The sequence below is a fragment of the Enterococcus sp. 2G9_DIV0600 genome (assembly GCF_002140615.1).
Taxonomy (GTDB): domain Bacteria; phylum Bacillota; class Bacilli; order Lactobacillales; family Enterococcaceae; genus Enterococcus_D; species Enterococcus_D innesii.
Window position 1 is genome coordinate 2,540,680 of the sequence record NZ_NGLL01000001.1, and the last position, 23,576, is coordinate 2,564,255.

General features: G+C 41.8%; 22 protein-coding genes, 1 pseudogene and 1 other annotated feature. Of the genes and pseudogenes, 1 reads left to right on the plus strand and 22 read right to left on the minus strand.

What is annotated here, in order from left to right; all coding sequences use genetic code 11:
• Positions 1–122: 122 nt before the first annotated feature.
• The 17 genes from ileS to A5870_RS12300 form a co-directional block, all read right to left on the minus strand.
• On the minus strand, positions 123–2,918 hold the full coding sequence (gene ileS, locus A5870_RS12220) for an isoleucine--tRNA ligase (protein ID WP_081118411.1): 2,796 nt from the start codon (positions 2,916–2,918) through the stop codon (positions 123–125).
• A gap of 272 nt (positions 2,919–3,190) precedes the next feature.
• Positions 3,191–3,419: a binding site (T-box leader), on the minus strand.
• Positions 3,415–4,170 carry a DivIVA domain-containing protein gene (locus A5870_RS12225; protein WP_077453523.1) on the minus strand — a complete coding sequence of 252 codons (756 nt, stop codon included), beginning with the start codon at positions 4,168–4,170 and terminating at the stop codon, positions 3,415–3,417. (Overlaps the previous feature by 5 nt.)
• Before the next feature lie 20 nt (positions 4,171–4,190).
• Complete coding sequence (locus A5870_RS12230; RefSeq protein ID WP_016613826.1) at positions 4,191–4,973, minus strand: YlmH family RNA-binding protein; 783 nt, start codon at positions 4,971–4,973, stop codon at positions 4,191–4,193.
• 18 nt (positions 4,974–4,991) lie between these two features.
• On the minus strand, positions 4,992–5,255 hold the full coding sequence (locus A5870_RS12235) for a YggT family protein (protein WP_086293093.1): 264 nt from the start codon (positions 5,253–5,255) through the stop codon (positions 4,992–4,994).
• Between the two features lie 26 nt (positions 5,256–5,281).
• Positions 5,282–5,935: a cell division protein SepF gene (locus A5870_RS12240; protein ID WP_086293095.1), complete on the minus strand. Its 654-nt coding sequence runs from the start codon at positions 5,933–5,935 to the stop codon at positions 5,282–5,284.
• A gap of 16 nt (positions 5,936–5,951) precedes the next feature.
• Positions 5,952–6,623 carry a YggS family pyridoxal phosphate-dependent enzyme gene (locus tag A5870_RS12245; RefSeq protein ID WP_077453525.1) on the minus strand — a complete coding sequence of 224 codons (672 nt, stop codon included), beginning with the start codon at positions 6,621–6,623 and terminating at the stop codon, positions 5,952–5,954.
• Positions 6,624–6,635: 12 nt separating this feature from the next.
• Complete coding sequence (gene ftsZ / locus A5870_RS12250) at positions 6,636–7,880, minus strand: cell division protein FtsZ (protein WP_077453526.1); 1,245 nt, start codon at positions 7,878–7,880, stop codon at positions 6,636–6,638.
• A gap of 31 nt (positions 7,881–7,911) precedes the next feature.
• Entirely contained in the window at positions 7,912–9,234 is a 1,323-nt protein-coding gene (gene ftsA / locus A5870_RS12255) for a cell division protein FtsA (RefSeq protein ID WP_081118410.1), read from the minus strand.
• A gap of 153 nt (positions 9,235–9,387) precedes the next feature.
• Positions 9,388–10,374, minus strand: coding sequence for a cell division protein FtsQ/DivIB (locus tag A5870_RS12260; RefSeq protein WP_077453528.1), 987 nt, complete (start codon positions 10,372–10,374; stop codon positions 9,388–9,390).
• Between the two features lie 86 nt (positions 10,375–10,460).
• Positions 10,461–11,555, minus strand: a complete 1,095-nt coding sequence (gene murG, locus A5870_RS12265) for an undecaprenyldiphospho-muramoylpentapeptide beta-N-acetylglucosaminyltransferase (RefSeq protein ID WP_077453529.1) — start codon at positions 11,553–11,555, stop codon at positions 10,461–10,463.
• Positions 11,556–11,570: 15 nt separating this feature from the next.
• Complete coding sequence (murD, locus tag A5870_RS12270) at positions 11,571–12,929, minus strand: UDP-N-acetylmuramoyl-L-alanine--D-glutamate ligase (protein WP_077453530.1); 1,359 nt, start codon at positions 12,927–12,929, stop codon at positions 11,571–11,573.
• 12 nt (positions 12,930–12,941) lie between these two features.
• The gene (gene mraY / locus A5870_RS12275) at positions 12,942–13,904 is read right to left on the minus strand and encodes a phospho-N-acetylmuramoyl-pentapeptide-transferase (RefSeq protein ID WP_005237283.1); all 963 of its coding nucleotides are present in this window, start codon (positions 13,902–13,904) and stop codon (positions 12,942–12,944) included.
• Between the two features lie 15 nt (positions 13,905–13,919).
• The gene (locus A5870_RS12280; protein ID WP_086293097.1) at positions 13,920–16,115 is read right to left on the minus strand and encodes a penicillin-binding transpeptidase domain-containing protein; all 2,196 of its coding nucleotides are present in this window, start codon (positions 16,113–16,115) and stop codon (positions 13,920–13,922) included.
• A complete protein-coding gene (gene ftsL / locus A5870_RS12285) occupies positions 16,116–16,535 on the minus strand; it encodes a cell division protein FtsL (protein ID WP_077453532.1) in 420 nt (139 codons plus the stop codon). It lies immediately after the preceding gene.
• 5 nt (positions 16,536–16,540) lie between these two features.
• On the minus strand, positions 16,541–17,500 hold the full coding sequence (gene rsmH, locus A5870_RS12290) for a 16S rRNA (cytosine(1402)-N(4))-methyltransferase RsmH (protein ID WP_077453533.1): 960 nt from the start codon (positions 17,498–17,500) through the stop codon (positions 16,541–16,543).
• A 25-nt stretch (positions 17,501–17,525) separates the two neighbouring features.
• Positions 17,526–17,957, minus strand: coding sequence for a division/cell wall cluster transcriptional repressor MraZ (gene mraZ / locus A5870_RS12295; protein WP_005228792.1), 432 nt, complete (start codon positions 17,955–17,957; stop codon positions 17,526–17,528).
• A 198-nt stretch (positions 17,958–18,155) separates the two neighbouring features.
• Positions 18,156–18,524 (minus strand): DUF3397 domain-containing protein, encoded by a 369-nt coding sequence (locus A5870_RS12300; protein WP_086293099.1) that lies wholly within the window; start codon positions 18,522–18,524, stop codon positions 18,156–18,158.
• Positions 18,525–18,856: 332 nt separating this feature from the next.
• On the opposite strand from A5870_RS12300, the gene A5870_RS12305 reads away from it, so the two are divergent.
• On the plus strand, positions 18,857–18,976 hold the full coding sequence (locus A5870_RS12305; protein WP_005237290.1) for a DUF4044 domain-containing protein: 120 nt from the start codon (positions 18,857–18,859) through the stop codon (positions 18,974–18,976).
• Positions 18,977–19,039: 63 nt separating this feature from the next.
• On the opposite strand, the gene cls is transcribed toward A5870_RS12305, so the two are convergent.
• The 5 genes and pseudogenes from cls to A5870_RS17860 all read right to left on the minus strand — a co-directional run.
• Positions 19,040–20,485 carry a cardiolipin synthase gene (cls, locus tag A5870_RS12310; protein ID WP_086293102.1) on the minus strand — a complete coding sequence of 482 codons (1,446 nt, stop codon included), beginning with the start codon at positions 20,483–20,485 and terminating at the stop codon, positions 19,040–19,042.
• Between the two features lie 122 nt (positions 20,486–20,607).
• A complete protein-coding gene (gene ftsX / locus A5870_RS12315; protein ID WP_077453536.1) occupies positions 20,608–21,492 on the minus strand; it encodes a permease-like cell division protein FtsX in 885 nt (294 codons plus the stop codon).
• On the minus strand, positions 21,485–22,171 hold the full coding sequence (gene ftsE / locus A5870_RS12320; protein WP_005237293.1) for a cell division ATP-binding protein FtsE: 687 nt from the start codon (positions 22,169–22,171) through the stop codon (positions 21,485–21,487). Before ftsE ends, ftsX begins: the two co-directional genes overlap by 8 nt.
• Before the next feature lie 112 nt (positions 22,172–22,283).
• A protein-coding gene (gene prfB, locus A5870_RS12325; RefSeq protein ID WP_139843163.1) for a peptide chain release factor 2 occupies positions 22,284–23,391 on the minus strand; the annotation gives its coding sequence in 2 pieces (ribosomal slippage) (positions 22,284–23,318 and positions 23,320–23,391; 1,107 coding nt in all).
• A gap of 88 nt (positions 23,392–23,479) precedes the next feature.
• A pseudogene (locus A5870_RS17860) lies at positions 23,480–23,554 on the minus strand (SEC-C metal-binding domain-containing protein); the annotation flags it as partial.
• Between the last annotated feature and the right edge of the window lie 22 nt (positions 23,555–23,576).

Genomic DNA, 23,576 nt, shown 5'->3' on the forward strand with positions numbered 1-23,576 from the left:
CAATTAAGCTAGATTTTCTCATTTGGATGTCACAAACAGCTGTTTATGTCCCATTTTCAAGGAACAAGCTTGACTAATTTCAAAAAAAATGACCCGCAATGGGGTCATCTTTTTTCGTTCTTTTATTTTTCAAAGCCTTCTGCAACTGCTTCGGGATAGTTTTCTTTGACGATGGCTGCACAATGGCCGCAAAGTGTTGGCAGTTGCTCTTCTACACCAACATCTACACGGACTTGGCGGCAACGTTCGCAGACTTCACCTTCGGCTTTTTCCACTAAGATCGCCACGTCTTCGAATTGATAGGCCGCTTCTGGTGCTGCTTCCCCTGCTTCTTTGATCGTTAAGAAGTCTGGTGAAATGATCAGCAGTTGTGCAATATCTGAATCGATAGCTTTTAGTAGTGCCGCAACCGGTTCGGTTGGATAGACAGTCACTTTTGCTTCAAACGATTTCCCAATCAGTTTTGCATTACGCGCTTCTTCCAATGCTTTTAAGACATTGTCACGGAAATCAAGGAAAGCACGCCATAAATCAAGCAGCTCTTCTTGGTTAGCAAATGTATCATAGCCAGGGAACTCCGCTAATTGAACATATTCCTCTTCTTCTTTCAAATGTGACCAGATTTCTTCTGCCGTATGGGGAATGATCGGCGTCAGTAATTTCGTCAACGCAACCGCTGTTTGATAGAAGACGGTTTGCATGGCGCGACGTTGGAAATCATTTTCAGCTTCGATATAAACGACATCTTTTGCAAAATCCAAATAGAAGGATGACATATCGACTGTCAAGAAGTTGATGACTGTCCGGTAAATATGCAAGAAGTTATATTTTTCATAGCCATCTTCCCGAATCGTTTTGATCGTTTGATTCAAGCGAACCATCATGTATTTATCAACAGAACGCAAGTTTTCAAATGGTACGCTGTCTTTTGCTGGATCAAAATCATTCGTATTAGCCAATAAGAAACGCATGGTATTGCGAATTTTTCGATAGACTTCTGACACTTGATTCAAGATATCCATAGACACTCGGACATCCGCTTCGTAGTCAACACTGCTGACCCAAAGGCGCAAAATATCCGCACCCATTTGATTGATCACTTTTTCTGGTGCAATGGTATTACCAAGAGATTTACTCATCTTGCGACCTTCGCCATCTAAGGTGAAGCCTTGAGACAAGACGGCTTTATATGGTGCGACTTCATTGATCGCAACACTAGTCGTGATACTTGAGTTGAACCACCCACGATATTGGTCAGAACCTTCCAAGTACATGTCAGCTGGGAATGTCAACTCTGGACGTTGACGTAACACCGCTTCGTGAGAAGAACCTGAATCAAACCAAACATCCATGATGTCAGTCTCTTTCGAGAATTTGCCGTTAGGTGAGCCCGGATGCGTGAAGCCAGCTGGCAGTAATTCTTCTGCTTCTTTTTCAAACCAAATCGTTGAACCATGTTCAGCAAATAAGTTTGCCACATGCTCAATCGTTTCAGGCGTAATGATAGCTTCACCGTTTTCTGCATAGAAGATTGGCAACGGAACGCCCCACGCACGTTGACGAGAGATCACCCAGTCGCCGCGGTCGCGAATCATATTGTATAAACGGGTTTTGCCCCATGGAATGATCCAATCTACTTTTTCGATCTCATCCAAAATATTTTGACGGAACTTATCAATAGACGCAAACCATTGTGGTGTTGCCCGATAGATGACTGGTTTTTTCGTCCGCCAATCATGTGGATAGCTGTGAGTAAAGAAGTTTAGTTTTAGTAGGGCTCCTTTTTCTTCTAAAAGCTCAGTGATCATTGGATTGGCTTTGTCATAAAAGACCCCTTCAAATCCTGGTGCTTCTTCTGTGAAGACCCCACGGCTATCGACTGGTGATAAGACATCTAGACCATATTTTTTGCTGACGATGTAGTCATCTTCCCCGTGTCCTGGTGCAGTGTGGACCAAACCAGTACCGGCATCCAATGTCACATGGTCCCCTAACATTACTAGAGACGTACGATCATAAAAAGGATGTTGTGCCGTCATTTTTTCCAATTGATCGCCAGCCAATTCTTGTAAAACTTCGACAGATTCCCAACCGATCTCATTCGTCACGGTTTCTAATAAATCTTTTGCCACGACGAATTTGCGGCCATCGGCCAAGATTTGAACATAGGCAAAGGTTGGATTCACAGAGATTCCTAGATTCGCTGGTAAGGTCCATGGCGTCGTCGTCCAGATAACAAAAGCTGTATCTGAATCAAGCAAATCTTTGCCATCTGCGACTGGGAAAGCCACATAGATCGATGGTGATTTCACATCTTTGTATTCGATCTCAGCTTCTGCTAATGATGATTCACTAGATGGTGACCAGTAAATTGGTTTCAATCCTTTGTAGATGTAGCCTTTTTCTGCCATTTTTCCGAACACGCGGATTTCTGCTGCTTCATAGTCTGGTGTCAATGTGATATATGGATGATCCCAGTCACCAGAAACGCCTAAACGTTTGAAATCAGCTCTTTGCGTATCCACTTGTGTCAAAGCATATTCTTCACATTTTTTGCGATATTCTGCCAAGCTCATTTCTTTGCGCTTGATCCCTTTATTGGTCAGTACTTGTTCGATCGGTAAACCATGAGTATCCCAACCAGGTACATAAGGGGAACGGAAACCTGACATCGATTTGGAACGTACGATGATGTCTTTACTGATTTTGTTCAATGAGTGTCCGATATGGATGTTTCCATTTGCGTAGGGAGGGCCATCGTGTAAGACAAAGGTTGGCTTGCCTTCATTTAATTCTTGACGACGTTGATACAATTGATTTTCTTCCCATTCTTTTTGCCAATCCACTTCGCGGTTTGGCAAGTTGCCTCGCATTGGAAAAGCGGTTTTTCCAAGATGCAGTGTTTCTTTCATTTTCATTCTTGTTTCGCTCCTTTTCGTCTCTCAACGTTTTGGTATAGTTTCAAAATCCATCGACTCGCTCAACCGATTGCTTCTATTGAACCTGTCAAATGGATTGGTTGCCATAAATTCAAAGCATTCAGGATTCACTGATTGTTAACAGTTGATCAGCGTGATTCCTAATTTGGTTACTACGCTCCCTATGGTCGCCTAGTACTGTTCATCATCTGCTCTGTTCCGCTTTGCGGACCAGTCGAAGTGATTCACAGCAAAAAACACGTCCGTCCCTGGCAAGGGACGAACGTGTTCGTGGTACCACCCAAATTTAATTGTCATTTGACAATTCTTTGATGACCGGTAACGGGATCAGGCGTCGTTCTCTACTCGAGTCTTTGAAAAGTCAGCTCTTTCAAGAACGCAACTCACAGATGATCTGATTTCTTACAGGGTTTTATTTGGCTTCCACTCTCCCAAACTCGCTTGAAAAATATAAGAAATTTTTCTGTTCTGTGTCTTAGTTGTTATCTGTTTTGTTCAACTCGTCTAATAAGTTTCTCGCATCATCTAACGTTTTCACTTCAGGGCTTTCACTTACATCAACGATTTTTTCATCTGATTCAACAATGTCCACATCAAATGTTTCCACTGCTTCTGAGTTTACTCCAGAACCATTTTCACTGTCAAGTTCTTTTGACAAAACTTCTCTGATCACTTGGTGGGAATCTTGTACATAGCTTGAAAATGGCGCCAAAATTTCTTCCCATTCAGGGCTCTTCACTTGTTCTAATTGCGTTTGCAACATAACTAATAAGTTGTTATGGAAGACTCTGGTTTTCTTCTTCAAGTCATTTGTTTCTGTCGCCAATTGACGTGCATTATTTGTTGCATCTGTCAAAATCTCTTTGGCTTTTTCTTCTGCTGAGGTCATCAAGGCATGGGCATGTTTTTCTGCAGTAGCAACCATCTCATCCGCACGGTTTTGGGCAGAAGTAACGATTACTTCTGATTCTTTGCTTGCGCTTGTTTTTACTTTATCCGCCGTATCTTGAGCCACGATGATGGATTGGTTCAAGGCGTCTTTCAATTCATTGAAGTATTCGAGTTTTTCTTCTGCATGTTTCAATGATTTCTCTAACTCACGATTGCGTTGAACAGCTTCTTCATAATCACGAACAATCATATCCAAGAAGTCATCGACTTCGTCTTGATTGTAGCCTCTCATTTTTACTGAAAAGTTTTTATTTTGAATGTCTAATGGAGTTAATGCCATATTCTATACACCTCTTTGATTTATTTACGTAATACACCTAATAACAATCTAACTTTTTCTTTTTTCGTGGTTCCTTCTAACCCCTGTATTTGAATCCGACCAAATCCTCTTACTGAAACGATATCCAGTAAATCCAGAACAAAATCTGGTCGTAATGCTTCTGTCCAGTTTACTTTTACTTTTCCTGATTCGATCAACTGTTTCGAACGCTGACGAGAGATGTTGTACACGGCGGAGATCACTGTATCAAGACGCAATGAACTAACCGTTTCTCTTTCCTCGGTCCAGCCATCTTTAGGCACGATCAAATCGGTATATTTCGTTTCTTCCAAACGTACCGATACGTTGCCGATTTTATCCACTTGTAGTTGAATAAAATGACTGACTTCAGTAGCAACGAATACTTGCCATATTTCACCATCGGAAAGAATGTCTCCAAAGTATTCCCTCTTGACTCCAGTCCCCATTAACGTGCCCAAAACTTTTCCATGACTCAAAACCGTAAATTTTTTCGGGTATTGAATCGTAAATAAAGTCATGTCAAACTCATCGGTGGTGGGCTCATAGTAATCAGGATAAATTAAACAGCGTCGTCTTTCAGCAGCTTCGTATCCGCCAAAAAAACGGAAGCTTAAATCCGTTGATTGACGAATCAAGCTTTCTAAGATATACGCTTGTCTTGGATCTAAGAAATCAGTCAAGTATGGCGCATACTGCATTTGCACTTGTTCGATCCATCCTTGAGCGGAATCAATAAAAGGGCGTTCATCGTTTCGAAAATGTTGATAGACATTTGCGTTCACCGATAACCACCCCTTACGTTAAAATAAAATTGATTGTAGGATCAATATCAATGCTTGTGATGCTAGCTGTAAGACAATAATTGCAAATGCAATCGTAAAATCGATACCAGCAAAACTTAATTTCAATCGATCAAATAAACTCAAATACGGTTCACACACTTTTGCCAAGAAACGGCCAAAAGCGGATTGATACCCTCCTGGAAACCAAGACAAAAGTGCATACATCACTAATAAAATAGTATACAGATAAACAGCATCACTCAGTAATTTAACGAATCTCAAGAATAAAATTGGCGTTCCTCCTCACTTTAGATATCAAAAAAATTGGTATCTGCTAATGTTTGGGCAGTGCCTTCAATTTCCATACCCTTAGGCGTGCAAAGAAAAATTTCATCGCCAACGCGCTTGATATCACCATCTTCAGCGTACACTGTTCCTGTTAAAAAATCAACTATTCGACGAGCTTGGTACTCTTCAATTAAATGAAAATTAACAAGTACAGCATCACCATTGATGACTTGCTTCGCAATCCCCATTGCTTCAGAGTAAACACGTGGTTCTACGATCGTTATTTTTCCTGCCACTTGCGAGGAAGTTTCTCTTGCTTTTGTATCTTTGACTCTCGTATTGGTTCTTTGTTGTGCCATCGGAACGACTTTTTCTTCCGTCTTAGGTACCGATCTTACTCGTTCAGCCGCAGCTGAGGATTGTTGATAAGCAGCAGTTTGAGGTTGCTGTCTGTATTGATAAGCTTGATTTTGTGGTTGACTTGTTGTACGGGTTGCCGCTTGGCCAGATGCATACGTATTCGCGGATGTTCTGGAGGCTGTAAAAGCTCCTCCTTGGTTCACAGCCGGTTTAGATGCTGTTCGTGCCGGTTCTTCAGTGGCATATGTTTCTTCGTAATAATCTTCTTCGTCAGTCAATCCAAAAAAATTGGTCAGTTTCTCTTTGAGCGACATCGGTCAACCTCCTTTTTTATTGAAATAATGCTGTTCCTACACGAATAAATGTTGCGCCTTCTTGGATCGCAATGGGAAAGTCATTACTCATTCCCATACTCGTTTCTAAGCAAGGGGCATGTGTAAGATGCAGGTCAGCGATTTGTTGTTGAATCCTTTTTAATTCTTTAAAAATCTGATGCTGCTCGTCTTTGGAAGCAGTGAGCGGGGCCATCGTCATCAATCCAACAACACGAATTTTATCGAACGAAGCGAGTGCTTCAATAAAAGCCATCACCTCTTCTACGAAAATCCCTTGTTTCGTTGCTTCCTGCGAAACATTTACTTCCACAAAGCAGTTGATCGGATGCTCTGCTCGTTTTTGAATTTCTTGTGCCAGTTTGATTGAATCTAACGCATGGAAAAAATCAATCTCGTTTATAATTGATTTTACCTTTCTACGCTGCAAATTGCCAATAAAATGCCAACGGACATCTGGAAAATCCGTTAATGCTGCTTTTTTTTCAAGTAGTTTTTCTACTCGATTTTCAGCACAATTCCGCACCCCATTTTCTAGAAGTTCTCTTGTCGTTTCTGTATCGACGGATTTTGTTACAGCTGTCAAACAGACCTCACTGGCGTTTCTAGAAACAAGAGCACAGGAGTCCTGTATCTCTTGCTGGATCTTGTGCAAGTTCTCAGAAATCATGTGCTCTGCCCCCTAGCGTTTACGACGGAAAAATGGTGGTGTGCTTAATTCGTCGTCATCATTCGAGCGTACTTCATCACGGCTGAAGGTGTCGAATTCTTTCTTTTCTACATTTTCAAATGTGTTTTCTTCTACTTTAGGTCGTACATTTTGTTCTTTACGGATATCCCAATCACCGAAACCATTGCTTTCCTCTGCTTGCGCAGGACGTGCTTGGTCCATATCTAATGTTGGTTTTTGTGGGATAGAATGAATTTGGCTTTGGCTTTGTCTGCCAGAACGAGACCCACGTTCTTTTTTAGAAGGGTCAATGCCAGTTGCAATGACAGTCACACGGATTTCATCCCCTAGGTCTTCGTTGATTGAGGTACCTAAGATAATATTTACATCACCTGTTGCTGCATGAGCGACGATATCAGAAGCATCTTGTGCTTCAAATAAAGTCATATCCAATCCGCCGGTGATGTTCAATAGTACTTGTTCGGCACCATCGATCGAAGTTTCTAGTAATGGTGAAGAGATTGCTTTTTTCGTTGCTTCGATTACACGTTCTTCGCCGCTAGCAACACCGATTCCCATTAAAGCGGTGCCTTGATTTTCCATCACTGTTTTCACATCAGCGAAGTCCAAGTTAACGTAGCCTGGAGCAGTGATCAAGTCTGAGATCCCTTGAACCCCTTGACGCAAGACATTGTCTGCTTCACGGAATGCTTCAAGCATTGGTGTTTTCTTGTCGACAACTTCTAACAAGCGATTGTTCGAGATGATCAATAGTGTATCGACATTCTCTTTTAATTTAGCAATTCCTTCAGCCGCAAAACGACCGCGTTTTGGTCCTTCAAAAGTAAATGGGCGAGTAACGACACCGACTGTCAATGCGCCGATTTCTTTGGCGATTTTAGCCACGATCGGTGCAGCACCGGTCCCGGTTCCGCCACCCATACCAGCGGTAATGAAAATCATGTCCGCGCCTTCTAATGATTCACGAATAGAATCTTCACTTTCTTCTGCTGCTTTTTGACCAACTTCTGGTTGAGAACCAGCGCCAAGACCACGGGTATATTTAGGGCCTAATTGAATCACTGTTTCTGCTTTTGAATTTTTTAATGCTTGAACGTCAGTGTTGGCCGCAATAAATTCTACGCCTTTGACATTTTCTTCGATCATACGGTTGACTGCGTTGCCGCCACCGCCGCCGACTCCGATGACTTTGATCACAGCGCCGTCATTGATGTTATTATCAATTGAAAATTCCATAGTTTATCTTCCTCCTGAGAATCGTTTTAGATTATTCAAAGATATTTGAGAAGAAATCTTTTACTCGGTTTGTGATCGACTCACCTTTTTTCTCTTCTTCTACTTCTTCATAAGTTTCTTCTGGAGCTTCATATTGTTCGTAATGTACTTCTTGTTGTTGAATAGCAACGGGCTGTTGCGCGACTGTTTTTTCACCGGTGATCGCACTTTTGGCAAGCTGATAGACTTCGCTTAAGTTTGCTGAATAGTCAACGATACTGATTACATTGGTGAATACAGGATTTCTAAGTCCCATATGATTAGGAACGTAAAGCTTAACGTTTGTTTCGAATACTTCTTGAGCAAGATCTACGACACCTGGCAGGCTTGCAGCGCCACCAGTTAAAATCACGCCACCTGGTAAATCAAGTCCATCAATTTCGTCTAAGACTTCTTTTGATTTAGTGAAAATTTGTTCCATACGGGCTTCAATGATTTCTGACAAATAGCGTTCATCAATCTTCACAGGTTCTGATTTTCCAATCACATCGACCGGAAACTCTTCGCTAGCTGAAGTTCGTTCAGGATACGCATCCCCATAATTGATCTTCAATGCTTCTGCATTGTTGAAAGAGGTATTTAAAACCGTTGAAATGTCTTTGGTGACAAATTCGCCGCCCTCTTGGTTCACATGAGTAAATTTCAATTGTTTGTCGTGCATCGCAGCTGTCGTTGTTTGGCCGCCACCGATATCGATAACGATCGTGCCAAAATCTTTTTCACCATCAGATAAAATCGATTCTGTTAATGCTAATGGCGTAATGACCACTTCATTGACGATCAGTCCGGATTTTTCCACACACTTTCGAATGTTGTGAATGATGGTTTTTGGTCCTGTATAAACCACACCAAACATTTCTAAGCGAACACCGATCATGCCACGAGGATCTTTGATCCCTTCAAACCCATCCACAGTAAATTCTTGCGGTAAAATAGCAATGATCTGTCTTTCAGGAGGGGTTGAACGTACAAGTGCTGCGGAAGCAACATTGCGGACGTCCTCGTCGGTGATCTCTTTTGATTCACTATTGACCGCGATCATCCCTTGACAATTTTCCACTTCAAGAAGATTGGCTGGTACACCAACACTTACACTGCGAATTTGAATTCCTGCTTTTTCTTCTGCTTGTCTTACTGCTCTTTGAATGGCTTGTACCGTTTTATCGATATCTACAATAATCCCACGGTTGATTCCTTCTGATTTTGCATTTCCTACACCAATGATATTCATTTGGCTGTCAACGTATTCGGCTACTACAACTTTTACAGATGTCGTACCGATATCAAGGCCAACATACATTCCCGTTTTTGCCATGGATGGGGTTCCCTCCTACTTAAATTGGATATATAGCGAACCATCACAGTCCGTTTTTAGAGTTCATTCGAATAATTTGTTCACTGTTACCAATTCTACCATATAATGGCGCTTTTTAGAAACAAGTTAATGAAAAAAACTCTTGAATTTTTCCTAAGAATCACTATCAGCTGTTTGATTTTCGTCTGCATCGTCTTCTTGTGTATTTGAAATAGGATACGTAAAGATCCCGACTTCCATATCCACAATACTGTCCTCGGTCAAATCTTTGGCAATTTGCGGATAATACTGCATTTGACTCACCATATTTGAGATGTTGACGATCACTTGATTGCCATCATTCATAAAGAGAGTCAACAGCTCATCATTGCTGTCACGGGGGGTGTATTTGATTTGAGAAATGCCATCGCGAATTTCTGAACTTAATTCTTGATAGGCACTGAGTGTCGCTTTGATTTTGTCTTCAGCCGAAAAATTTTCTAAAACCGGCAATCCTTCCTCTGGCTGCTCACTGATGTCTTCCAAAACAGCGCCATTTTCTAAAACTGGTGCATAGCCGCCGTCTTTGGCTAATAAAGCCACTTCTTGAAATTCAGTAACAGTGATATCGAAACGATTAATACCAGATAGAGAAATGGAAGCATTTTTTATGCGCGGCAATTCTTTTTTGATTGCTGCCACACTCTGATTCCGTTCAAAAAATTGCGGCCACATCTCTTCATTGACGGCTAGGTCAGAATTTTCGAGAATCGCTTCTGCGGATACTTCTTGATTGCCTTTGACCACCACATTAGCCAAACGACTAAGCGGCGAAACAAAATACAAAACAATCAACAAAGGAATCATCAGTAGACCGATAATCAGCGCTAAGCGGCGAATCAATACCTGATTGCGGTACGCCTTTAAATTAGGCAGCCGATCAGCGAAAGAGCGAGCTTTTTTTTCTGGCTCAGTCACTCCTTCTTTCTCATCGTCTGTTTCTTCTATCGCTTGTTCTGCTTCAAAAAGTGCTTCTTCTGTCAACTCATCTTCATGTGCTTGGGACATGTCTTCTGTTTCTTCAGAAGTGGGTGACGACCAAGCTGGCTGATTGCCTTTTTCTTGCAAATATTTTAGATTTTCTTTTTGCCAAGGGGTCAACTCTTCCGTTGACGAGGGGGTTTGATCATCATGAGGTGTTTTGTCTTTACTAATGATAATCGCTCCTTTCTATCCCACACATTGTACTATTTGATTACCTCTTGCACAAGTCGAAATAATCGTTCCGAGGCATCGCTGATCCCTTGTTCTTTTGAGGCTTTGGCCATCTTACTACGAAGGGCTTCATCTTGCATGATACTATCTACTGCTTCCACGAGGTTTTGGCTGTTTAATTCATGATCGGCAATCATTTTGACTGCTCCTGCATTGGCTAAACTTTGGGCGTTCTTCGTTTGGTGGTCATTAGTCACATAAGGACTTGGAATCAGAATCGCTGGAATCCCTAATGCCGTAAATTCGGCGATCGATGTGGCACCCGCTCGACCAATCAACAAATCACTATTTGCCATCACTTCTGCCATTTGATCGATATAGGGACGAATACTGATATTAGGAAATGCATCTTTTGACATCCCAATTTTTTCTTCGATCTCTTTGTAATACCTTTCGCCAGATGCATAAAGTAACTGATACTCTTTTTGAGCAAACAGCGGCAGCGCATCAATGATCGCCTGATTGATTTTCAGAGCTCCTTGACTCCCACCAAAAACCAAGACTGTTTTTTTCGCCGGATTTAAATCGTAAGAAGACAAAATCGTCGACTTTTGACTATTCCGTACTTCTTGACCACGAGGATTGCCCACCAACACCGTTTTCTTCGCTGGAAAGTATTGAGAAGCATCGTGAAAAGCAATGGCGATTTTATCCACATATTTGGTTAGAAATTTATTGGTGATTCCAGGTACACTATTTTGTTCATGAATAATGGTAGGTATTTTCAACTTCGAGGCAGCAAAGACCACGGCGCCGGAAACATAGCCGCCGGTGCCGATCACTACATCCGGTTGGAACTCTTTGATGATTTTCTTTGCTGCGTAGTAGCTTTTCATAAAAAGCTGGATCGTTTTTACGTTATCCAAAGATAGCTTACGCTTAAAGCCTTGAATCTCTAGTGTTTTAAAAGGAATACCTGTTGGAGGGACGATTTTATTCTCTAAGCCCCTTGTTGCACCAATGTATAAAAATTCGGCTGTCGGGTCAATCTCCTTCACGTAATCCACAAAAGACAACGCTGGATAGATGTGTCCGCCAGTACCGCCGCCAGTCACAAGTATTTTCATATCCTTCACTCATTTCTATTTAAGTTCTGCTACTGCCGCCATAAATTTGTCGCCGCGAACTTCAAAATCAGGGTATTGATCCCAACTTGCATTCGCCGGTGACAATAGAATCGTATCTCCAGCAGCACTTAAAGAAAAGGCTAATGGGACGGCTGTTTCAACATTCTCTGTCATTTCAATCGTTTTTACACCAGCTGCTTGAGCAGCAGCGGCTAATTTTTCTTTTGTTTCTCCAAACACAACGATAGCTTTGAGCCCATTTAGTGCTGGAACCAACTCATCAAAGCTGTTGCCACGATCCAATCCGCCTGCCAGTAAGACCAATTTTTCATTGTCAAAACCACCTAAGGCCATTTCTGTTGCTAAGATGTTGGTTGCTTTGGAATCATTGAAAAATTTCACCTGATTGATGGTGGTGACATACTGGGTCCGATGAGGCACCCCAGTGAAGGTCTGTAACGCTTGTTTGATTGCTTCGTTCGACATATCGCAAAGTTTCCCAACAGCGATCGCCGCTAAAGCATTTTCAATATTATGTGCCCCAGGTACACCGAGTTCCTCCGCTGCCATAATTGCTTCTTCTTTATAGTAGAGCATCCCATCAAGCATATATGCTCCCGCTACTTTTTTCTTAGTGGAGAAAGGAATGATTTGCGCTTTTGACTTGGTTGATAGTGCTTCTAGTTCTGGTTGGTTCCAGTTAATCACTAAATAATCGTCAGCGGTCATTCGTTGTTGCAAGCGCCATTTTGCTAAGACATATTCCGGGCGACTACCATGGTAATCGATATGGGCTTCATAAATATTCGTGATGACAGCGATTTTCGGCCGCAAGGTATCGATTCCCATCAATTGGAAACTTGAAAGCTCCATTACCAAGCGATCTTCAGGCTTAGCTGTTTGAGCAACGGAACTTGCAGGAAACCCGATATTTCCAGAAAGCAATGCCTGTCCTTTTTCCATTCCAGCATTCAAGACATTGGCGATCATGGTCGTTGTAGTGGTTTTTCCATTCGTACCAGTAATACCGATAATCGGCGCTTCAGAGATTTGATACGCCAGTTCCACTTCCGTGATCACAGGAATTTTTTTCTCTAAAGCTTTTTGGACAAGAGGTTGTGAATAAGGGATCCCTGGATTTTTAACAACTAGCGAAAATCCTTCATCCAATAATTCAATCGGGTGGCTGCCAGTGATCACTTTGACCCCTAAAGCCAAAAGATCTTGTGCTTCTGGATTTTCAGCAAATGGCTTTCCGTCATTAACGGTCACAAGTGCGCCCAAATCATGTAACAATTTGGCCGCACTGAATCCACTACGCGCTAATCCTAGCACAAGAACTTTTTTATTTTGATATGTTGTAATTTTTTTCATTTTCTTCATCTCCTACCATACAAGGGCTATTGTGAGCAACGAGCAACCTAACGCGATACACCAAAATACAGTGTCGATCTTCCACTCAGACCATCCACTCATTTCAAAATGATGGTGAATGGGTGACATCTTGAAGATTCGTTTGCCCGTTAATTTGAATGAGGCAACTTGCAGCATCACGCTTGCTGTTTCACAAACATAGACCAATCCGACAAGCAAGAGGGTCCATTCTTGGTGTAAAAGAATCGAGATAGCTGCCAGCAGACCGCCTAAAGCCAGTGAGCCGACATCCCCCATGAAAATTTTTGCCGGTTTGCGATTGTAGGGAAAGAAGCCGATCAATCCGCCAATGATCGCAAGACAAACGATCAAAACATCGATTTGATCTTGTCGCCAAGCAATCAGTGCGTATGTTGAAAAAGAAATCGTGCCCAGTCCTGCGACTAGTCCATCGATCCCATCCGTCAAGTTGACTGCATTTGAAAAACCCACAAGCCAAAAAATGACGAACAAGCCATAAAAAATCGATAGCGATACATCGATCCCAAAGAAATTCAGTACATCCGCATTGCCTTCAGATCGGAAAACAAAGTAAAAGACGAGTCCGCCTAAAATCTGTCCAATCAGCTTTTGCAGCGAGTTTAAGCCCATATTTCTTTTGCGGAAAATCTTGATGAAGTCATCAAGAAATCCTAATGCACCATAAACCAAGGTAATGAACAAAAGAATGAACAATGAAGCAGTCAATTGATTTTGCCATGCTCCTACCCAGATGGCAGTGATCATTGCAGAAATCAAAAATACAAACCCACCCATCGTTGGTGTTCCGGCCTTTACATTGTGCCATTTGGGACCGTCACCACGTATTTCCTGTCCGTATTTCTTCATTTGAAAATAGCCGATAAACAAAGGCATTGTGGCTGTTACGATCGCAAAGCCACTTGCCAAAGGTAATATCATCTCTGTCCATTCCATATTGTTCTCTCCTATTTATTCGTTTTCACTTAGTGTAAACTTGATCGATTGCCCCGATAATTCGGTGTAAGGCTCAACGCTTTGTTTGGTACAATAGCCGTCTCCTTCAAAACTGACATCTACATTTAGTAGACTGCCAAATTTAATCAAATCTGCTTTTGACCAGGAAGTTGTATCCGGCATATAGTACTTATCGCTATCGGTAACGAGCAGTACTCGTTCTCCTGGCATGATCGAAGTTCCACTGTCAACCGATTGGGCAATGACTTTTTCACCATCCCCGATGACTATTGGAATCAACCCAGCTTTTTGAACGTCGGTTGCAGCAGATTCTGTATCGAGATTGCGATAATCCCCCACAGTCGTTTCGCTACCAGATGTTGTGCTTTCTTCTAATGCAGAGTTTTTCAGATCCATGACCCGTTTCATCAATGGATTGGCAATCTCACCTAACACGGTACTTTCATGCTTCTCTGGTAGTTTAATGGTCAAATACAAAATATATTCTGGTTCTTCTGAAGGAAACATCAAAACGACAGAATACAGATAATTGGTGCCTCCAGACAAATACTTGCCGGTTGTTGGATCAGCTACTTGGGCCGTCCCGGTTTTCGCAGAAATGTTGTAGCCAGGTAATTCATAAACGCCATAGGCACTTCCGTAATTTTCACTTTCGACAACATCACGCATATATTCGCGAACCTTCGTTGCCGCTTCTTCTGTGATGGGGTGCCCCACCTCTTCAGGTTGCGTGACCGTTTCTTCTCCAGTATTACCATCAACGATTTTACTAATAAATTGTGGTTTCAGCATCGTTCCATTATTGGCGACCGATGTAAAAGCCTGCATCATTTGGAAATTCGTCACACCAATCGCTTGACCAAAAGAAGTCATCGCCTGGCTGACAGGATTATCTTCTGGGGTGATTCCCGTATTTTCGTTAGGCAATCCTGAATAGGTGCTACGACCAAAGCCAAATTCTTTTAAGTATTGTTGCCAGCGGTCAGCCATTCGCTGTTCCAAGGTCACCATTCCAATATTACTAGACCACGAAAGAGCTTGGCGCATCGTCAAGGTTCCTTTTTGACCAAAGTCCCAGTCATTGATGGTGGCATCATAAAGTTTCAATCCATCAGGGCTTGGGGTAAAAGTTTCGTTCTCATTGAAGATACCTTGATCGATGGCAGCTGCCGTCGTTAAGATTTTCATGGTGGATCCTGGCTCATAGTTGTCTTCAACCAATAGATTTTGCCAATCATTGATTGAATCCAAATTTTCTGGATTGTAGGTTGGTCGTTGCGCCATCGCTATGATTTCGCCGGTTTTGGCATCCATTAAATTGGCTGTTAAGTTTTCTGGTTTGTTTTCTTTAAAGACACTGTCCATCAGCGTTTCCAAATAGCTTTGGATCCGACTATCGATGGTTGTATAGACGTCTTTTCCATCCACCGCTGCGACGGTTTCGGCAACTGTTCCTGGTAGCGGGTTTTGATTGTTATCTTTTTGATAAACAATCTCGCCATCAGTTCCCGATAACACATCATTGTAGGCAGCTTCTAACCCGGTTTTACCGACTAGACCAGTATCGTCGTCATTGGCAACCGCATAGCCGATAAAGTGAGAAGAAAAGACCCCATTCGGATAAAGGCGAGCTGGATGGCTATCAAAATGGAAGCCAGCAATATCTTCTTGTTCCATCGCATCTTCAATCGCATTTTTTTGTTCTAATGTAATATTATTTCCCTTACTCCCAAAAGACACTCGCCACAATTGTTGCTCAAGACCATCCTCTAACGTATTGACTGCTGTCTCTTGATCAATGGACAAGACATCTGACAAGATTTTGGCCAACTTATTGAAGTTTGCTTTTTCTGCAAAGAGATTCTTCTTACCATCTTTGTAATTTTGATTTAAAACAGCGTAAATAGAGTATGAGGTCACGTCCTCAGCAATCGGGATTCCATTGCGGTCATAGATCGTTCCTCGTTTCGCCTTGATGACTTCACTGCCCTCATAGAGATTTTTGGTTTTTTCTGCTAATGAAGTCCCCGCAACATCTCCGACAATGACGATATAGCTCAAACGCGTGACAAACAAAAAGAACAATCCAATACTCGTAGCAAACAGAATAATACCTACTTTTTTGCGATTGTTCGTTGTAGTTTGATTGTTCTTTTTTAAGTATTGCTTGAATTTATCTGTTAACTTCATTTAGTCCACTTTCCTTAAATTGCCATCATCGATCGACAATCCATTATCCTCAGCAATCTTTTGGATCCGTTCGGTTTTAGAAAGCTCATTTTTCTCTTGTTCCAACTGTTCTGCTTGTGTCGTTTTTTCACTGATATCCGATTGGATAAGAGAAATATCATGTTCGACTTGGCTGATATTGGTCCGAATATTGATGGTCAAGATCGCCAACGTCAATACAGCGATGATCACAAAGGCAGCAATCAGTTTTTCTAGAGTAGAAATACTTTTTAACCGACGAGCCGGAGATGCTGGTACACGGATGACCTCAGGACGCTGGGGATCAGTAGGCAGTTTTTCAGTTGTCGGTTCAGAGTGATCCAAAGGTTGTGATTCAAGTGGTTCTCTGAATTCATAGTCATGAACTTTTAGTTCTGCCATAGTTGTTACCCTTCGCTTTCCTTGATTTTTTCCGCGATTCGTAGTTTCGCACTACGAGAACGATTATTTTCAGCTACTTCTTCCTCAGTAGGAAGCAGTGGTTTTCTTGTTATAAGTTTTAGTGTTGGTTGAAATTCTTCTGGTATCATCGGCAGACCTGGCGGCATGTCCTTCGGTGTACTGTATTCCTTGAACATCGATTTCACGATTCGATCTTCTAAAGAGTGGAACGTGATCACACTGACACGTCCGTTAACTGATAAAAGATGAATTGCTTGTTCAAGAGATTCTTCAATTACACCTAGCTCATCATTGACTGCAATTCGAATGGCTTGGAAAACCCGTTTTGCTGGGTGACCGCCCTTTCTTCTTGCTGGAGCTGGAATGGCTGCTTTGATGATATCGACCAATTCCCCCGTTGTTTCGATGGGATGATCTTGTCTCACCCGCTCGATTTCACGAGCGATTTGTTTTGAGAATTTTTCTTCTCCATAGCGGAAGAAGATTTTGACTAATTGATGGTAGTCGAATTGATTGACCACTTCATAGGCAGTCAATGCTGCAGTTTGATCCATCCGCATATCTAGCGGTGCATCTTGGTGGTAGCTGAAGCCACGTTCGGCTTCATCTAATTGGGGTGAGGAAACACCTAAATCGTACAAAATCCCATCGACTCGGCTCACACCGTGTTGATGCAATGCTTCCTTTAAATAGCGAAAATTACTTTTAATAAACGTGACCATCCCTTTAGCAACATATGGTGCTAAACGTTCTTTGGCATGGTCGATGGCGGTTTGGTCTTGATCAAAGGCAAAGAGATGTCCCTCTTCAGATAGTTGTGACAATAGATATTCACTATGACCGGCTCCACCTAATGTACAATCGACATAGACGCCTTCTGGACGAATCTTTAACCCATCAACGGTCTCCTGTAGCATAACGGTGTAGTGTTGAAAATCTGCCATGTGTTTTTTCCTCTTCCTATCAAGCCTATAAGCCAAAGTCGATCATTGTTTCAGCAATTTCATCAAAGTTTTCTTCTGCTTCTTCAGAGAATGCTTGCCAACGCGTTTCATCCCAAATCTCAATCCGGTTTGAAACCCCGATGATCACGCAGCTTTTAGTAAGGTCTGCATGATTTCTCAATGTAACAGGGATATTGATCCGACCTTGTTTATCGATCTCGCACTCTGTTGCAGCAGAATAAAAGAAGCGGACAAATGTCCGAGCATCCTTTTTCGCTAAAGGCATTTCGTTTAGTTTTTCTTCAAGTTTTTCCCATTCAGATAAGGGGTAGCCAAATAAACAGCCATCTAATCCACGTGTCACCACAAATTTTTCTCCGAGTTTTTCTCGTAGTTTTGAAGGGACGATTAGTCGGCCTTTTGCATCTATCGAATGTTGAAATTCTCCCATAAACATCGATAAATAACCCCCGATCTCCACCTGATATTCACAGTCTACCACAATCCCCCACTTTCTACCACAAATTATATGAAATTTGAAAGGGAAGTTGTTTGACTTTTCTTTACCAAATGAACAAAAAGGGAGAAAAAGACTTCTTAGAGTTTTTAAAAAAACTCTAAGAGAAAAAATGGACGTTTATCAATGGTCAAACCACTATAAGTAACTTACAATATTTAAAATGATCAAAACGATATGAAAGATGATCGTAAAGAGGAAAATACTGCGCCAATACATCTTAAAATAGCGACTATATTGGATTTCTTCATAGTAGTACGCCTGAAAGACGGCCAGTAGAATGCCTAATAGAAAAATGGAGATCAAATAGTACAATGTGATCGCTTGATCAAAAGTATATTTTGATAATTGGTGAATCCCCACCATTAAAAATGGTACCGCTAAATCCGGTGCCTTCACATGGAAACGATCATTCAACGAAAGTGCAGAAACGAGAAAACGACAAGCAAAATAAACGAGCACAGGAAAAATGTACCAAAACAAAACGATTGGATTAAATCCAGACATACAGCAAAATCCTTTCTAACAACTAGTGTCACTATACTTTATTTTCTTTACATCCATGTTTCAGTTCTTTTAAAAATCTAAGCCGGAATAAGACAGCCATGAAATTTTTTAAGGAGGCTCTTATTTCAGCAACTAACTTTTGAAAGTTTTAAAGAATGTATTTCTTTACCTATTAAAGCAGAAGGGCGTAGCTTCAACAAGCCTATCTTGCCATTCTAACGAATTTTTTTATGGTGAAATTGAAATTTTCTTAATTTCTCCTTGGATCAACTTGAGTTCTTGAGAAATTGAGGGTAAACTGTCACTAGAATAACTCTAAAAGGTGGATTAGAATGAACGAGAAAAAACCAAAAAGTACCTTTGCAAAAATCACACAAGTCGTGATCTGGACCATGCTTATTCTCACTGTCGGCTCGATTTTCTTAGCAGCATACACAAGTATTATGGGTTAATCCTATTAAAAAGTGCCCTTTTCCAAAATGATGGCTTCCATCTTTTGGAAAAGGGCACTTTTTTTATAGTAACGGTGACACAAGACGTGCCAAACCTTCTTTGATTTTGATCGTCAACTTTCTTTGTTGATATGCTTCGATCGTTAGCGGCTTCGAATCGATCGAATCTGCTAGAAACGCTTCTTTCGTTTTGGTCGCTAGCTGCGCATCATAGATGATTGTATTAACTTCAAAATCTAGGCGAAAAGATCGGACATCAATATTTGCCGAACCAATCGATACAAGTCCACTGTCAATGATCATCGTTTTTGCATGCATAAACCCTTTTTCATAAGTCTCGATGATTGCGCCAAAGCGGAGCAATTCAGCCGCAAATGAATAGGTCGCCCAATAAACTAAAGGATGATCAGGTTTGTTCGGAATTTGTATATGAACTTTCACCCCAGATAGCAGGGCTAACTTTAAGGCATTATGAATGGCTTCATCCGGAATATAGTACGGCGTTTGGATTAGGATCTCTTTTTTAGCTAAATTGATCATTTTCAAATATGTCATTTTGATTTCTTCATGTTCCGTATCAGGACCACTAGTGATGACTTGGGCAGCGACTGTCCCCGTTTGTTTGATCTCAGGAAACAATGCCGGATCATATTTGATCTCCAAGGCATGTTGTGAGTTCCAGTCCATTAGAAACCGATTTTGCAGCGAATAGACTGCTGAGCCGGCAATTCGCAAGTGATTATCTCGCCAATAACCGAATTTTTCCACTTGTCCTAGATACTCGTCTCCCACATTAAATCCACCTGTATAACCAATCTCACCATCAATCACCACGATTTTGCGATGATTCCGATAATTGATTCGCGGATTGACATAAGGAACGAACAAAGGAAAGAAAAAGGCAATTTGCCCGCTATGTAGACGCAACTCATCAAAAAACTTCAAGGATACTTGGGTACTGCCCCAAGCATCTAATAAGACTCTTACTTTCACACCTCGCTTTGCCGCTCGTACCAATGCTTCTTTGACTTCATTCCCTAATGCATCGCTGCGATAAATATAATATTCCATATGAATATGATTTTTTGCCTGTTCGATATCAGCAATCAAAGCATCAAATTTCTGCCGTCCATCGGTATAAAGCGTCATGCTATTGGCTGTCGTATAGAGAGATTGACCAAAGACCGTCAACAGATAGACTAACTGCTGGACTTCTACTTGAGCAGTCGGCGGATGCGGAAACAAATGACGCGAAAGTGCTTGTTTTTGCTCTTCTAGTTCAACATTTAGACCAATCTTTGCTTGCGAGCGCATATCAAAGATCTTTTCCTTGGAGATCCCTCTTCCGAAGAAAAAGTAAAGAACAAAACCAACAATAGGAATAAACATCAAGACCAAAAGCCAGGCCCATGTTTGAGCAGTCTGCCGCCTTTCTCTGAAAATGATAATAATTGATAACAAAATATTGACTATAAATAAAATGGTTACTAGATTGTCCATTACAACCATTTTTTCACCTCTTCCCCGATTTCCCGCTACTAAAGCATATCAAAAAATAGTACCTAAAGTAAAGAAACACTGTGAGGAAACAAAAAAAGCCGATCTGACGATCGACTTAAGAAAACATCGGTTTAGAATTTTAAGAATCGGCGCATCGATAAGACGGAACCAAGTGAACCGATCACGATCCCAATCAACGCCATCACACCACATACTTGAATCAAGAACAGATTTGGTGCAATTAGACTGTAATTTGAACGTAGCAAGGATGGATTGACCATTGCATAAACTTGATGATACCCGAAGTACATCAACGCAATTGGGACGATTGATCCTAAGAGTCCGATCCAGCCGCCTTCAAGAAAGAATGGCCAACGAATGTAGCCGTTTTTCGCCCCTACCAGACGCATGATTTGAATTTCTCTTTGACGAGACAAAATCGTGATCCGAATCGTATTGGAGATCAAAAACATTGCTACAAAAATCAGTAAGACTGCCGCCGCTAAGCCCCAAGTCCGCACAGCCGCAGACAATTCAAAGATTCGGTCAGAAGAATCTCCGCCGTAATCGGCTTTGAAAACATTTGGCAATTCGCCCGCTTGTTCAGCGATCTCTGTCGTATACTCTGGATCTGTTGCACTGACGACAAACACGTTATAGAGCGGATTGCTGTCGCCTTCGAACAAGTTCCATGAATCTCCCATGGCATCTTGGATCTTCTGCAATTCTTCGTCTCGACTAGAAAATTTCACTTCCGAAACGTTAGGTAGATCGTTTAAGGATTGTTCTAAAGCATCCATATCTTCTTGTTCCGTACCAATATCAACGAAAACCGAAACATCCACATTCTCACGAATGTCTTCGGCTAATTTTGTTGCATTTAAGATTACACCTAGAAAAATACCGACTAATGTCAGTGTGATCGTTACCGCACTCAACGACGCGATGGTCATCCAGCCGTTACGCTTTAAACTTTTGATACTCTCCAGGAGATGACGGAAAAATGTTCTAATCATCGTAACCATATTCTCCTTCCGCTTGGTCGCGAATAATGCGGCCATTCTCAATCGCGATCACGCGATGACGAATCGTATTTACGATCGTACTATTATGGGTCGCCATAACGACCGTTGTTCCTTGGGCATTGATCCGATCAAGCAATTTCATGATTTCCCACGAGTTTTCAGGATCTAGATTCCCCGTTGGTTCATCCGCAATCAATACTTTCGGCGTATTTACGATGGCACGAGCGATTGACACACGTTGTTGTTCCCCACCGGAAAGCTCACTCGGAAATACCCGTACTTTATGTTTTAGTCCGACTAAATCCAGAACTTCCATCACCCGTTTTTTGATATCACGGGGTTTGCGTCCGATAACTTGCATTGCATAAGCAACATTTTCAAAGACCGTTTTCCGCGGTAAAAGTTTGTAGTCTTGGAAGACCACGCCGATTTCTCGGCGCATCAAAGGGATCTCACGGTTTTTCATGCCGACCAAATCATATCCTGCGACATTCAAAACGCCTTTTGTTGCTCTTTCTTCTCGATACATCAATTTGATAAAGGTTGATTTTCCGGCACCGGATGGTCCAACGACATAGACAAACTCCCCTTGATCAATTGAAATCGAAAGGTTGCGGATAGCAGTCGTACCATTAGAGTACTTTTTCATTATATCTTTCATTTCTATCATACAGCTATCTCTCCATCTCAAATTTTCATTCTGGCTTATTATAGCATGAATATATTTCACCTTGCTTGCAACAGATTACAATTATGTTTCAATCTGTTTAAGTCACACCAGGTTATTTTTGATTCAGTTTTAGCTTCAAATACGCATCGATAAAGCCACCCAAATCGCCATCCATGACTGCCTGTACATTCCCAGTTTCGAAATTTGTCCGGTGATCTTTGACCATCGAATAGGGATGGAAGACATAGGAACGGATTTGCGAGCCCCATCCAATTTCTAACTGTTCGCCTCGCAAAGCTGCTGCTTCTTGTTCTTTCTTTTCCACTTCTAATTGATACAGCTTGGCTTTCAACATCCCCATCGCTTGCTCGCGGTTTTTCAATTGTGAGCGCTGGGCTTGGCTAGCAACTACCGTACCTGTCGGGATATGGGTGATCCGCACAGCAGATTCGGTTTTGTTGATGTGCTGTCCACCAGCGCCGCTTGCGCGGTACGTATCGATCTTCAAATCATCTGAGTTGATCTCCACATCGATCGCCCCATCTAATTCCGGCATCACATCCACCGAACAAAATGACGTATGCCGTCTCTTAGCAGAATCAAAAGGTGAAATACGGACCAAGCGATGCACGCCTTTTTCCGACTTCAAATAGCCATAGGCGTTGTGCCCTTTCACAAGTAATGTGACACTTTTGATCCCCGCTTCATCACCGGCTTGATAGTCCAAGGTTTCCACCTGATATCCATGTTGTTCGCAAAAACGAGTATACATCCGTAACAGCATGCTGCCCCAGTCTTGCGACTCGGTACCGCCTGCGCCCGGATGGAGCTCGATGATCGCATTGTTCCGATCATAGGGTTCATCTAACAACATCGACAATTCATAAGAAGCCATTTTCTCATTTAACTTACCGATTCGTGCTTCAAGTTCTGCTTCCATTTCCGGATCAGCTTCTTCTTGAATCATTTCTAGCATCACTTCGAGCTCTTCCAATTCTTCTGCTAGCTGATTGAACTGATCGTAGGTCTCTTTGTTGGCATTGTTGGCGTTAATGACTTGTTGGGCTTTTTCCGAGTCATCCCAAAAGGTGGGATCTGCCATTTGGTGCTCCGCTTCCGCAATGTCCTCTTCTAACTGATCTAAGTCAAAGAGACCCCCTAAAACTGATTATTTTTTCATTCATCTGGGTCAATTGATTCCGAATATCTGCGATTTCCATTAAAATTCCTTCTTTCTTTTTTTCTTACAAACGAAAGTAGACTGGACAAAAACGTCTGCCAGCCTACTCTCACCTTTTTCAAAACTTGTTACATATTTTTCCCGTGGCAATTCTTGAATTTTTTCCCGCTTCCGCATGGACAAGGATCATTGCGACCCACGTTTTTGAAACTTGGCGCTTGGGCA

What these genes read in the sequence shown, in the direction of transcription:
- ileS (WP_081118411.1), bottom strand. Translation starts at nt 2,918, where the DNA reads ATGAAAATGAAAGAAACACTGCATCTTGGAAAAACCGCTTTTCCAATG.
- A5870_RS12225 (WP_077453523.1), bottom strand. Translation starts at nt 4,170, where the DNA reads ATGGCATTAACTCCATTAGACATTCAAAATAAAAACTTTTCAGTAAAA.
- A5870_RS12240 (WP_086293095.1), bottom strand. Translation starts at nt 5,935, where the DNA reads ATGTCGCTCAAAGAGAAACTGACCAATTTTTTTGGATTGACTGACGAA.
- A5870_RS12245 (WP_077453525.1), bottom strand. Translation starts at nt 6,623, where the DNA reads ATGATTTCTGAGAACTTGCACAAGATCCAGCAAGAGATACAGGACTCC.
- ftsZ (WP_077453526.1), bottom strand. Translation starts at nt 7,880, where the DNA reads ATGGAATTTTCAATTGATAATAACATCAATGACGGCGCTGTGATCAAA.
- ftsA (WP_081118410.1), bottom strand. Translation starts at nt 9,234, where the DNA reads ATGGCAAAAACGGGAATGTATGTTGGCCTTGATATCGGTACGACATCT.
- murG (WP_077453529.1), bottom strand. Translation starts at nt 11,555, where the DNA reads ATGAAAATACTTGTGACTGGCGGCGGTACTGGCGGACACATCTATCCA.
- murD (WP_077453530.1), bottom strand. Translation starts at nt 12,929, where the DNA reads ATGAAAAAAATTACAACATATCAAAATAAAAAAGTTCTTGTGCTAGGA.
- mraY (WP_005237283.1), bottom strand. Translation starts at nt 13,904, where the DNA reads ATGGAATGGACAGAGATGATATTACCTTTGGCAAGTGGCTTTGCGATC.
- A5870_RS12280 (WP_086293097.1), bottom strand. Translation starts at nt 16,115, where the DNA reads ATGAAGTTAACAGATAAATTCAAGCAATACTTAAAAAAGAACAATCAA.
- ftsL (WP_077453532.1), bottom strand. Translation starts at nt 16,535, where the DNA reads ATGGCAGAACTAAAAGTTCATGACTATGAATTCAGAGAACCACTTGAA.
- rsmH (WP_077453533.1), bottom strand. Translation starts at nt 17,500, where the DNA reads ATGGCAGATTTTCAACACTACACCGTTATGCTACAGGAGACCGTTGAT.
- mraZ (WP_005228792.1), bottom strand. Translation starts at nt 17,957, where the DNA reads ATGTTTATGGGAGAATTTCAACATTCGATAGATGCAAAAGGCCGACTA.
- A5870_RS12300 (WP_086293099.1), bottom strand. Translation starts at nt 18,524, where the DNA reads ATGTCTGGATTTAATCCAATCGTTTTGTTTTGGTACATTTTTCCTGTG.
- A5870_RS12305 (WP_005237290.1), top strand. Translation starts at nt 18,857, where the DNA reads ATGAACGAGAAAAAACCAAAAAGTACCTTTGCAAAAATCACACAAGTC.
- cls (WP_086293102.1), bottom strand. Translation starts at nt 20,485, where the DNA reads ATGGTTGTAATGGACAATCTAGTAACCATTTTATTTATAGTCAATATT.
- ftsX (WP_077453536.1), bottom strand. Translation starts at nt 21,492, where the DNA reads ATGATTAGAACATTTTTCCGTCATCTCCTGGAGAGTATCAAAAGTTTA.
- ftsE (WP_005237293.1), bottom strand. Translation starts at nt 22,171, where the DNA reads ATGATAGAAATGAAAGATATAATGAAAAAGTACTCTAATGGTACGACT.